The 11,923-nt window shown below is 72.3% G+C and carries 9 protein-coding genes and 1 other RNA gene; 1 reads left to right on the plus strand and 9 read right to left on the minus strand.

What is annotated here, in order from left to right; genetic code table 11:
- Nucleotides 1-227: 227 nt before the first annotated feature.
- From JS756_RS17590 to JS756_RS17605, 4 genes are all read right to left on the minus strand, one after another.
- Nucleotides 228-1,454 (minus strand): acyltransferase family protein, encoded by a 1,227-nt coding sequence (locus JS756_RS17590; protein ID WP_205384047.1) that lies wholly within the window; start codon nucleotides 1,452-1,454, stop codon nucleotides 228-230.
- A 59-nt stretch (nucleotides 1,455-1,513) separates the two neighbouring features.
- Entirely contained in the window at nucleotides 1,514-3,694 is a 2,181-nt protein-coding gene (locus tag JS756_RS17595; protein ID WP_205384048.1) for a bifunctional polysaccharide deacetylase/glycosyltransferase family 2 protein, read from the minus strand.
- On the minus strand, nucleotides 3,694-4,467 hold the full coding sequence (locus tag JS756_RS17600) for a hypothetical protein (protein WP_205384049.1): 774 nt from the start codon (nucleotides 4,465-4,467) through the stop codon (nucleotides 3,694-3,696). The genes JS756_RS17595 and JS756_RS17600 overlap by 1 nt, the downstream gene beginning before the upstream one ends.
- A 531-nt stretch (nucleotides 4,468-4,998) precedes the next feature.
- Complete coding sequence (locus JS756_RS17605) at nucleotides 4,999-5,991, minus strand: LysR family transcriptional regulator (RefSeq protein WP_205384050.1); 993 nt, start codon at nucleotides 5,989-5,991, stop codon at nucleotides 4,999-5,001.
- Nucleotides 5,992-6,074: 83 nt separating this feature from the next.
- Here JS756_RS17605 and JS756_RS17610 point away from each other — a divergent pair, with 83 nt between their 5' ends.
- Entirely contained in the window at nucleotides 6,075-7,274 is a 1,200-nt protein-coding gene (locus JS756_RS17610; RefSeq protein WP_205384051.1) for an MFS transporter, read from the plus strand.
- 123 nt (nucleotides 7,275-7,397) lie between these two features.
- Here JS756_RS17610 and JS756_RS17615 read toward each other — a convergent pair whose 3' ends face one another.
- The 5 genes from JS756_RS17615 to ftsX form a co-directional block, all read right to left on the minus strand.
- A complete protein-coding gene (locus JS756_RS17615; protein WP_205384052.1) occupies nucleotides 7,398-8,297 on the minus strand; it encodes a DUF4232 domain-containing protein in 900 nt (299 codons plus the stop codon).
- Nucleotides 8,298-8,659: 362 nt separating this feature from the next.
- Nucleotides 8,660-9,057: a transfer-messenger RNA gene (gene ssrA, locus JS756_RS17620) on the minus strand.
- A 153-nt stretch (nucleotides 9,058-9,210) separates the two neighbouring features.
- Nucleotides 9,211-9,690 carry an SsrA-binding protein SmpB gene (gene smpB / locus JS756_RS17625; RefSeq protein WP_205384053.1) on the minus strand — a complete coding sequence of 160 codons (480 nt, stop codon included), beginning with the start codon at nucleotides 9,688-9,690 and terminating at the stop codon, nucleotides 9,211-9,213.
- Nucleotides 9,691-9,749: 59 nt separating this feature from the next.
- Nucleotides 9,750-10,928: a S41 family peptidase gene (locus JS756_RS17630; protein WP_205384054.1), complete on the minus strand. Its 1,179-nt coding sequence runs from the start codon at nucleotides 10,926-10,928 to the stop codon at nucleotides 9,750-9,752.
- A gap of 68 nt (nucleotides 10,929-10,996) precedes the next feature.
- Nucleotides 10,997-11,914 (minus strand): permease-like cell division protein FtsX, encoded by a 918-nt coding sequence (gene ftsX / locus JS756_RS17635; protein ID WP_205384055.1) that lies wholly within the window; start codon nucleotides 11,912-11,914, stop codon nucleotides 10,997-10,999.
- Nucleotides 11,915-11,923 lie beyond the last annotated feature (9 nt).

Genomic DNA, 11,923 nt, shown 5'->3' on the forward strand with positions numbered 1-11,923 from the left:
GCCGCGCCCGATCCGCCCGGCCGCGTCCCGGCGGCCGGCTGCGGTGGCCGCGTCCGGGGGCGCGGCCACCGGAACGGTGGGCGGGCGTCGATGTCGGTACCCGTGCCCACGGCATGTCCGACGCTCTCAGGTCCTGTGGACGCACGTTGCGGGCCGGGCCCGGCGCCGGGCCCGGCCCGTGACGGCCGTCGGGGCCGGCCCGTACGGCCGGGCCGGCCCCGATGTGGTCAGGCGCGGTGTGATCGCGCGCGGGATCTCCTGCCCCCGCGCTTGGGCGAACCGTCGGGCCACAGCTGCGGTGCGCGCTTCGCGGCCAGGTCCTCCACCCAGCCGAACCAGACGATGCAACTGCCGATGAGGACCCAGGTGATCGCCAGCACGGGCCACAGACTCTGCAGCAGCCAGGGCACGTTCATCGCGAGCGTGTCCACGCGCCACATCTGGTCCCACACCGTGGCGGCGATGAGGATGCAGATGTTGTGCCACAGGTAGATGGTCACGGCACGGGAGTTGAGCAGGGTCACGATGCGGTCCAGGGGACGCAGCGGCCGGGGCCACTCGGACCAGGACGGGCTGACGTGCAGCAGCATCAGGACGGTCGCGAAGGACCACAGGGCCTGCGCGAAGGGGATGTCGTCCAGGTCGTGGCCCGCCTTGAAGCCGTGGGTCACGGCGTACCACATGCCTGCCGCGGCGATGGCCGGGACGACGGAGGGGACGACATAGCGCGGGAGGCGCTTGAGGACGCCCTCCTGGTGCGCCATGCCGAGGATCCAGCAGGCTCCGAAGGTGCTGAAGTCGGTGAGGGCGGAGGGGAAGCGCTCCCCGGGCAGGAAGTCGAGGTAGCCGAACTCGAAGGCGGCCGAGATGGCGATCGGCGCGACGACGGTCGGCCACGGCAGCTTGCGCAGCGCCTTCAGGATCAGCGGCGACAGCATCACGTACCAGAGGTAGGCACGGATGTACCACAGCGGTCCGGCGATCTCGGCCGCCCAGTCGTCGCCGAGGATGCCGTGGATGCCGTGCACGCCCTCGGCGTACGGCGGGTCGCTCAACGGGACGATCCAGAAGGTGAGGTGCAGCCACCACCAGCCCGGATGGCCGTCCTCGTCGGGGCCCCAGCCCTGGAGGACCATGCCGGTGACGCCGATCGCGCCGAGCATCCACAGCGGCGGCAGCAGCCGGCGCATACGGCTGCGGACCACCTGCAGCGGCGGGCGCTTGAGGGAGCGGGCCATCAGGTTGCCGGCGAGGGCGAACATGACGCCCATCGACGGGAACACCACCGGCAGCCAGGCCCAGCCCGTGAGGTGGTAGAAGACGACGCGGAAGAGGGCTATCGCCCGCAGGAGGTCGAAGTAGCGGTCGCGGACGGGGCCGCGGCGGGGCTTGTCGGCCACGGGCGCCGGGGGCGCCTCGCTCGTGCCGAACGGCACACCGGGCGGTGCGGTCATGGGCGGTGCTTCCTGGCGCGCGGGCGGGAAGGGGTACGGCGGTGTCGCCTGGGTGTCCATCAGGCCGAGCTCCCGTCCATGACCGGACTCCGCTGCCCGGGCTCGGACGGCGGGGCCGACACCCCGCCCTTGCGCCGCAGCTTCTGCCAGCGCAGCCGGCCGCCGGTGAGGGCGGTGATCCACGACTGCAGGAGCACGACGTACATGATCTGGCGGTAGAGGATCTGCTGGAGCGGCAGCGAGATCAGCGGGGTCAGCGGTTCGCGGTCGAGGATGAAGGCGTAGGCGGCGCAGACCACCTGGACGGCGAGGACGCCGAACCAGGCCACGATGGTCTTCTCGGTCGGGCCGAAGAGCAGGCCGTAGACGAGGAAGATGTCGATGAGCGGGGCCAGCAGCGGCGCCACCACCATGAACAGGGAGACCAGGGGCAGGCCGACGCGGCCGAAGCGGCCTGAGGGGCCGCGGTCCAGCAGGGCTCCGCGGTGCTTCCAGATGGCCTGCATCGTGCCGTAGGACCAGCGGTAGCGCTGGGACCACAGCTGCTGCACCGATTCCGGTGCCTCGGTCCAGGCGCGGGCCTTCTCCGCGTACACCACACGCCAGCCGTCGCGGTGGATGGCCATGGTGATGTCGGTGTCCTCGGCGAGGGTGTCGTCACTCATCCCGCCCACCCGCTCCAGGGCGGAGCGGCGGAAGGCGCCGACGGCGCCGGGGATCGTCGGCATGCACTGCAGGACGTCGTACATGCGGCGGTCCAGGTTGAAGCCCATCACGTACTCGATGTGCTGCCAGGCGCCGATCAGGGTGTCCTTGTTGCCGACCTTGGCGTTGCCGGCGACGGCACCGACGCGCGGGTCGGCGAAGGGCTGCACGAGCTCGCGGACGGTGGCCGGTTCGAAGACGGTGTCGCCGTCCATCATCACGACGATGTCGTAGCGGGCGTTGGCCAGGCCCCGGTTGAGCGCGGCCGGCTTGCCCGCGTTGAGCTGCCGGACGACGCGCACGTTGGGCAGACCCATCGCCTCGACGATGCGGGCGGTGCCGTCGGAGGAGCCGTCGTCGATGACGATGATCTCGATCGGGTGCTCGCTGCGCATCAGGGAACGGACCGTGTTCTCTATGCACTTGGCCTCGTTGTAGGCGGGTACCAGCACGGACACCGGTTCGGTGACGGGCTGCGGGCCCCAGCGGAAGCTCTTGCGGCGGGTGCGGCGGGCGTGCAGGCCGGACAGCAGCAGCATCAGGCCGAAGCGGGCGAGGACCAGGGAGCCGATGGCGGCGAGGCCCACGACCAGGACGTCCGTGATGTCGTCGGAGGCGGAGACCAGGAAGACCCACGCCTTGCCCTTCCACAGCTCCGCACCGGTGACCTTGGTGTGCGCGGACGGCGCGTCGAGGGCCTCGGTGAGGTTCTGGAACCGGTAGCCCTCCTCCTGCATCTCCGGCAGGAACCTGCCCAGCGCGCGCACGGTCTGGTGGCGGTCGCCACCGGAGTCGTGCATGAGGATGATGGCGCCCTGGCCGTGCTCCGGCTTCGCCCGGCGGATGATCTCGTCGACACCCGGCTTCTGCCAGTCCTCACTGTCGGTGTCGTTGACGACGGTCAGGTATCCGAGGCTGCCGATGTACTGGGTGACCGGCCAGGACGCGTTGTCCATGTTCTCGGACTCGGAGGAGTACGGCGGCCGGAACAGGGAGGTGCGGATGCCGGCCGCGCCGGCCAGCGCGAGCTGGTTCTGGGACAGCTCCCAGTCGATGCGCCGCTTGGACTGGTAGGACAGGTCGGGGTGGTTGAAGGTGTGCAGGCCCACCTCGTGGCCCTCGTCGACCATGCGGCGGATCAGCTCGGGGTAGCGGGAGGCCATGGTGCCGGTGACGAAGAAGACGGCGTGCGCGTGGTTCTTCTTCAGGACGTCCAGGACTCTCGGGGTCCACGTGGGGTCGGGACCGTCGTCGAACGTGAGGACGATGCGGTGGTCCGGCACCCGCAGGGTGGTCGGCGTCCTGCCCCGGGTGTCGATGACCGGGCCGCCGTCGAGTATCTGCTCCGGCACCTTGTCGTTGGCCGTGCCGGGCCGGACCCGGAAGTCGGCGAGGATCTCGCTGTGCACGTAGCCGCGCAGCATCAGCATCGCCAGCATGGCGAACAGCACCAGGACGGGCAGCAGGTAGCGCAGGGGGAACCACCGCCGCCGGGAGGCGCTGTCCGGGGAGCGGCGGGTCGAGCGGAATGCCATCAGACGAGGTTCTCCGTGGGCGAGGGTGAGACCGCGGGACTCGACTCTGCGACGACCGGTTCCGCGGCACCGTCGGCCACGGGCCCCGTGCCGCCGGCGGCGGACGGGGAGGCATCGGGCGAGGGGTCCGCAGTCGTCTTCGACGGTTCCGGGGAGGTGGTGACCGGAGGGGTCGTCGCGGGTGCGGGCTGGGTACTGGCGTCCGTGCCGGGCTTGGTGGCCTTGCTCGCCGACGGCTCGGCGGCCGAGGCGCCGGGCTGCACCGCGCTGCTGGAGGCGGTGGGCCGGACCCCGCCGCCCGGAGCGGTGGCCGCGCCGCCGGCACTGGGCAGGCCGGCGGGGCCGGCGGAGGCGCCCGAGGCGGACGGTGACGGGGTGACGGCGGAGTCGCTGGGCAGCGGCGTGGTCTCCACATCGCCGGCGGGCTGCCCCACCTCCTGGTCCGGCACCGGCAGCCACGGCGCGCTGGAGTTGCCGGACATCACGGTGGCGACGATGACCACGGCGTAGACGGCACAGGCGAGGCCGACGACGATGCCGAGCCGGCGGAAGGTACGGCTGCGGCGTCCCGACTCGTCGACGAAGACGGGCCCGTCGGTTCCGTCCGGCACGCCGGACGTCCTGGTGCCTGCCGGCTCCAGCCCGCCCGCGCCGAGTTGGACGGCGTCGAGCTGGATCGTCACCTCGTGCGGGTCGTGGGTGTGCTCGGCGTCGGAGGCGGACTCGGCCCACGGGTCGCGCAGCGGGGCGGCCTGCCGGGCTGAGGGCAGCACCTGGGTGGAGTCGCTGGGACCGGCGGGAGCGGTCCGGGGCAGGAAGGCCGTGGCGTCGGCTTCCGCGTCGGTCGTGCCGAAGGGCCGGGGCGTCCCGGCCGGAGCTCCCAGCCGTGCCCGCGCCGCCCGCGACAGGAAGTCCGTGGTGCCCTCGGAGGACGGACCGCCGCCGACGGGGCCGCCCGCCCCGCGTTGATGTCCTGGCGCGCCCGCACCGAAGGGACCGCCCTCACCGGGCGCAACGTTTTGCCCAGCCCCCGGACGCGGTCCGGTCTCCGGAAATCCCTGCGTATCGGCCCCCGATGGCGGCATGTTCCGAGTCGCGGACGCGGCCTCGGGCCATTCCGGTTGGGCGTCTTCCCGCCACTTGTTCACGCGCGTACATCCCCCCGGGGACAGTTCTGGAAGCGCACCCGACCCCGAGCACCTCGCCGACCGGACCAGGCCCCCACCCAGCCCGAGCGCCTCTTTTACCACACCGTGCTCAGGCCATGAATGTAGCGCACGCAGGGGCGCCTTGTTCGCCACGTGTCATTTGTGGGACCGCATTGTGTCTTTGTCACTGGCCGGAATCCATCCATCAACAGATGGCCTGAGCCACCCGTCCGCCGCCGCGAGCTGCTCGGCTGCCCGCCGCAGGGCATCGAGTCCTGGATGTACCAGCCCTTTTCGCCACACCAGCGAGACCGGTGACAGCGGAACGGGGTCGACGAGGGGCGTCACGACGGTGTGCGGCAGGGCGGGGAAGCCGACGACGGCGAGGATCGGGTGCCGGGTCTTGGCCATGATCCTCTGGAACTCCTCCTCGCCGATCGCGGGCGGGGCGGGCGGCGCGAGCACGATCCCCCGCCCGTCGAACAGGCGGCGGGCGAGGTCGGTCCACTCCTCGGTACGCGGGTTCCCGGCACCGGCGTAGACGGTCTCACCCGCCAGTTCCGCCACCGGGATCCGGTCCCGCCGCGCCAGCCGGTGGTCCGCGGGCAGGACGACGGCCATGGGCTCGTAGCGCACGGGCCGGTGCGCCAGACCCGCCCGCAGCGCCGGGGCCAGGCCGGCGTACCGCCCGAAGGACGCGTCCAGCCGGCCGGCCAGCAGATCCGCCGCGGCGCCGGTCAGGCCGCTCTCGTAGCGGGCCATGAGTTCCAGTTCGGGGGCGAGTTCGCGGGCCCGGTGCAGGACGCGCCGGGGGGTGGTCAGGCCGGGCGAGTTCAGGTCCACCAGCAGCGGGCGGGCCTGCCCGAACGCGGCCAGCAGTTCCTCCTGGGCCCGGAGCGCGCGCCGCGCCAACGGCACCAGCCGTGCACCGTCGGGACTGAGCGTCACCTGCCGGGTCGTGCGCACGAACAACTCGGCGCCCAGCTCGCGTTCCAGGCGCCGTACGTCCCGGCTGAGCGCCTGCTGGGCGAGGTGGAGGCGGGTGGCGGCGCGGGTGAAGTGCAGTTCCTCGGCAACGGCGAGGAACCCGCGCAGGAGGCGGGGGTCGACGTGGGCGGCGGCCGGGCGCTGCGGCGCTCCTGGGGACATCCCGCGAACCTACAACACAGGTGCGTGAATCCACCTCGAACAGGTGTTGGACCCGGTGATCGACTGCGGGCGAGGGTGGGCGCATGCCCCTCGCCACCCGCACCGGCCCCTACCTCCGTCTCTTCGCCCGCCCCGGCACCCTGGCCTTCACCCTCGGCAACCTCCTCGCCCGCCTCCCCATGGGCATGTTCAGCGTGAGCGCGGTGGTGATGATCGCCGGGACCCGCGGGTCGTACGCACTCGCCGGCGCGGTCACCGCCACCGGGCTCGCGGCCACCGCGCTCCTCGCGCCCCGTATCGCCCGGCTCGTCGACCGGTACGGACAGGCCCGGGTCGCCGTGCCCGCGACGCTCGTCGCCGCGCTCGGCGCCCTGGCACTGCTGCTGTGCGTGCACTACGGCGCCCCCGACTGGACCCTGTTCGCCGCGTACGCCGCCACCGCGACCGTTCCCAACACCGGCGGCATGTCCCGCGCCCGGTGGGCGCACCTGCTGAAGGACGACAGCGAGGCGCTGCACACCGCCAACTCCTTCGAACAGGCCGCGGACGAACTGTGCTTCACCCTGGGACCGGTACTGGCCGCCTTCCTGTGCGGGTCGCTCTTCCCCGAGGCGGGCACGCTCGCCGGCGGGGTGCTGCTGGTGAGCGGCATCCTGCTGTTCGCCGCACAGCGGTCCACCGAGCCGCCGCCGGAACCGGCGGGTGCGGCGCTCCCGTCGCCCCTCACCTCGCCGGGCATGCCGCCGCTGCTCGCCGTGTGCCTGGCCACGGGGGTGGTGTTCGGCGCCGTCGAGGTCGTCACCATCGCGTTCGCGGACGCCGCCGGGCACCGTACGGCGGCCGGGGTGGTCCTGGCGTTCCAGGCCGCGGGGTCGGCGGTGGCCGGCCTGGTGTACGGCGCCGCCGCGCCGAAGGGGTCCGCGGCGCGGCGGCAGCCCCGGTGCCTGGCCGCGATGGCCGCGCTGCTGACGCTGCCGCTGGTCACGGCCTCCACGACCGACGCGCTGCCGCTGCTGGCCGCGGCCCTCCTCGTCGCCGGCTCGGCCACCGCGCCCACCATGATCACGACGATGACGCTGATCCAGCAGCGCACCCCCGCGGGGCGTCTCAACGAGGGCATGACCCTCGCGGTGACCGGGCTCCTCGGCGGCATCGCGGCCGGGAGCGCGACCGGCGGCTGGGTCGTGGAGCACCTGTCACCGGCGGCCGGTTACGGCGTGCCGGTGGTGGCGGCGCTGCTGTCCCTGGTCATCGCCCTCGTCCAGCGGGACGGGGCCCGCTGAGGCGTCGCCCGAGGCCCGGACCGCCCCGGACTGACCACCGCCTGCCGGAGCCCGGGAAGCACGGGCGGGATCATCCGGCGGAATGGACCGGCGGGCAGCGCCGTGCCGCGTGCGTCACCGCGGTCACCGCTCGTCGTCGTCCCGCTTCCACGGACCGACTCCCAGCCTGCCCGTCGTGCCGAGGTCGAGTTCCGGTGTCACCGTCACGGGACGGGCGTCGGGCCTGGCCCGCACGCGGACGTACGGGGCGTCGACCGGGTCGCCGAACTCGGTGGTGTTGCGCCACACGAGCACCGCGCTGGCCCGCTCCCCCGGCTTCAGGGCGAGCGCCGTGGGCGGGCCGTCGGCGCCCGTGCCGGAGGCGATCTGCTCGCCACCGTGCAGGATCCGCACGCCGTCGACGGGGTCGTGGTCCTCGTCGAACAGTTCGAGCTCGGGGTAGCCGTCGAGGCGGTAGACGGCCGTTCCGCAGTTCTCCAGGTGCAGGCCCACCACACGCAGCCCCATCGCGGCGTCCCCCCGGTCGGCGTGGACGCGCACCCCGCCGGAGGGACAGGGGCCGCCCGAGGAGGGCAGCTCGGCGACGGGCACGCTTCGCTCCTCGACGACCTCCGCACTCGTCGCGCGGGACGCCCCGGGAGGCAGGCCCTCCGGCCCGAGGGTGCGCCGCACCGTCTCCCCCGGCCGGACCTGGTCCACCGTCAGCGTCACCGGCTCGGTGCCGCCTCCCGTGCCCGGGCGCAGACCGAAGATGATGGTGTACGCCATGGCGACGGCGGAGTCGTTGGTGACCTCGTACACGGCGACGGCACCGGCCGGCACGCAGTCACCGCCCGGCGCACCTGGCACCCCGGTGATCCGTACTCCCCCTCGGGGCCGTTCCGTTCCCCCCGGGGCGGACGGAGACGCCGCGGTGCAGTGCCCGCCACTGCCGTCGTGTGCGGAGATCCGCTCCGTGCCGCACCCCGTGAGCGTCACGAGGCCGGCGAGGACGGAGGCGAGGGCGAGGGGGGTGGTCCGCATCCGGCCACCCCATCAGCGGACACGCCCGGCGGCTGTGGCGGAGGCCATAGCTCCGGTCACAGGGCTGTCACAGACGGACGGCCCCGGCACGCAGGGGCCGGACTGCCCGGACGGTCTTCCGGCATTCGGCTCTGCCGCAACGCCGGCATCGGGATCGGGACGCCGTACGCGGTGGCGCCCCCTCGCCGGTGGAGGGCCGTTCCGCCGCCCGGAACACGGGGCGCGAGCGGCGCGGCGGGTCCGGAGGCGATCCGGCAAGGGCGCGGGCGGAAACGGGCGGGCGCGCAGGGCGCGGAAAGGACGAAGGCCCCGCCGCTCGTGAGCGACGGGGCCTTGTCCACATGGGGTACCCCCGGAGGGGTTGGTGGAGATGGCGGGAATCGAACCCGCGTCCAACGGTGCGGAACCAGGGCTTCTCCGTGTGCAGTCCGCTGTGCTTTTCTCAGCCCCGGAGATCACGCGGACAAGTCTCCGACGGGCTCAGTCACTGTGTGGTTTCCCTCTTCACCCCGTGACCGGGCTGGAGGTTGAGTCCCCTAGCTGATGCCAGGATCCGGGTCGGGAACAGCCCCGGGCTGACACTCCCTTAGTAGGAGGCCCGCTCGCGCTGCCTATCAGGCAGCGAGGGCGAAGGCCTGCTGGGAGGAATCGCGCTTGGTGTTGGCGATTATTTTTTTCGGCCTGTGGTTTACGAGATCATGGCCGCTTCCTCGACACGCTTCCCCTGTTTCGACAGCCGCTGTCGAAACCGATCATCCCCATGTTGATTTCTCAAGGTGCGCACCTGCTGTGCGGTGCAGATGCCATCGTACGGGAACAACGCCCACCGATGCCACCGTATTCCCGCCGGTCACCCGGGGTGGCCAACGGTTCGGCGGCGGCCGGCGGCGGCAGGGCCCGCGGCCGCGCCGGCTCAGGCCCGCTGCCGCCTGCGCACCGCGGACATCGCGCGGTCGGCCTCGCGCCGGTCCTGCTTCTCCCGCAGCGCCTGCCGCTTGTCGTACTCCTTCTTGCCCTTCGCCAGCGCGATCTCGACCTTGGCCCGGCCGTCCTTGAAATACAGGGCCAGCGGCACGATCGTGTGCCCTGTCTCCTGGGACGTGGCCTGCAGCTTGTCGATCTCCGCGCGGTGCAGCAGCAGCTTGCGCTTGCGGCGGGCGCTGTGGTTGGTCCAGGTGCCCTGGCTGTACTCGGGCACGTGCACGTTGTACAGCCACGCCTCGTGCCCGTCGAGCTGGACGAACCCGTCGGCCAGCGAGGCCCGCCCCTGGCGCAGCGACTTCACCTCGGTACCGGTCAGGACCAGCCCTGCCTCGTACGTGTCGAGGATGAGGTAGTCGTGCCGCGCCTTCTTGTTCTGCGCGATCAGCTTGCGCCCTTTTTCCTTAGCCATAGTGCCGTCCATTTTCGCACTGTGCGGGGGGTGAACCGGAAGCGGATTACCCCGCCGGGTCAGTCGGGCCGGTGCTCGGCGCCCAGACCGCTCAGCACGGTCTGCGCGCGCTGCAGCGCCCCTCCCTCGGCCTCCAGGTCCGGTGCGATGCCGGTGCCGTCGACCCCGCGGCCGGAAGGGGTGCGGTAGTGGCCCACGGTCAGCTCGGCCACCGAGCCGTCCGGCAGCCTGCTGGGCATCTGGACGGACCCCTTGCCGAAGGTGCGGGAACCCACGACGACCGCCCGTCCCCGGTCCTTCAGGGCCCCGGTGAGCAGCTCGGCCGCGCTCATCGTCCCGCCGTCGACGAGCGCGACCAGTGGTCTGGTGGTGTCGCCGCCCGGTTCGGCGTGCAGGGCGCGCTGATCGCCGTCCACGTCGTAGGTGGCGACCAGGCCGCCGTCGAGGAAGGCGGAGGCGGTGGTGACGGCCTCGGTGACCAGGCCGCCGGAGTTGCCGCGCAGGTCCAGGACGACACCGGCTCCGGCCGGGGCCCGGTGCACGGCGGTGCGGACGGCGTCGCCGACGCCCTTGGTGAACGCCGCGATCCTGATGACGGTGACGCCGCCGGCGAGCGTGCGCTCGGTGACCGAGCCGGTGGACAGCCGGGCGCGGCGCAGGGTCGTGCTCCAGACACGCCTGCCACGCTCCATGCCGAGGGTGACGGCCGTGCCGGCGGGGGCGTCGGTGGCGTCGCCGCGCAGTAAGGAGACGACCTCGGTGACGGGGCGGCCGTCGACCCGGTGCCCGTCCACGCTGCGCAGCCGGTCGCCCGCGCGGATCCCGGCCCCGGCGGCGGGCGACCCGGAGGCCACGCCCGTCACCTCGATCCGGCCGTCCCGCTCGCGTCGCGCCGACAGGCCGACGCCGGTGTAGCGGCCGTCGAGGGCCTCCTCGAACTCCTCGTACTCGCCCCGTGAGTAGATCGCGGCCCAGCGGTCGCCGCTGCGGCTGACGACGCGCTCGGCGGCCTCCGTCGGGGACTTGCCGTCGGCCATCGCCTCGGCGGCGGCCCGGGCGACCTGCTCGGGGCGGCTCACGGGGACGACGGACCGGGCCTCACCGGAATCGGGCCTGCGGCCCGTGTCGGGCAGGGAGCCGGTGGCGGCGCCGGCGACGAGCACACTCGCGAACACCAATGTCAGGGTGGCCCCACGGCCGCTGCGGCGGGGCTGACGAAACAGGTCACGACCTGACATGGCGGTGAGTCTAGGACAGAGCCGAAGGGCCGTACGGCCGGTTGACGGTACGGCCCTCTTGGCGTGTGTCACACCTTCAGGTACTTGCGCAGCGCGAAGAACGCGGCCAACGCGGGCATCAGGAAGCTCGCCGCGAGGATGAGCGGCAGCTTGGTCAGCACGGCGTCCCAGCCGACGAAGTTGATGAGCTGGAGCTTGTCGGCCAGTGCCACACCGTGGTCGATCACGAAGTACTGCCCGAGGACGAGGAACGCGCAGGCGATGGTGCCGCCGATCACCCCGGCGACGGCCGCCTCCATGATGAACGGCGCCTGGATGTAGAAGCCGGACGCCCCGACGAGCCGCATGATCCCGGTCTCGCGGCGGCGGCTGAACGCCGACACCCGGACGGTGTTGACGATCAGCAGCAGCGCCACCGAGAGCATCACCAGCATCACCAGCCGCGCCGCCCAGTTGAGGTACCCGAGCAGGGTGAAGAGGTTGTCCAGGATGCCCTTCTGGTCCTGCACCGACTGCACACCGTCACGGCCGTTGAAGGCCGTCGCGATGACCAGGTACTTCTCCGGGGACTTCAGCTTGATCCGGTACGACTCCTGCATCTGGTCCGGCGTGAGGGAGGCAGCCAGCGGGGAGTTGCCGAACTGCTCCTTGTAGTGCTTGTAGGCGTCGTCCTGCGACTCGTAGGTGACCGAGTCGACGATCGGCATCTTCTTCAGGTCGGCCAGGATGGTCTTCTTCTGGTCCTCGGTCACCGCGCCCTTGGCGCAGTTGGGGTCGGACTCGGCGTCGCCCTTGTTGCAGAGGAAGATCGAGACGTTGACCTTGTCGTACCAGTAGCCCTTCATGGTGTTGACCTGGTCGCTCATCAGGAGCGACCCACCGAAGAGTGCGAGGGAGAGCGCGACGGAGACGACGACCGCGAAGGTCATCGTCAGGTTGCGCCGGAGACCGACACCGATCTCGGAGAGAACGAACTGGGCGCGCATGGCGACGGG

The sequence above is a fragment of the Streptomyces actuosus genome (assembly GCF_016921115.1).
Lineage (GTDB): Bacteria > Actinomycetota > Actinomycetes > Streptomycetales > Streptomycetaceae > Streptomyces > Streptomyces actuosus_A.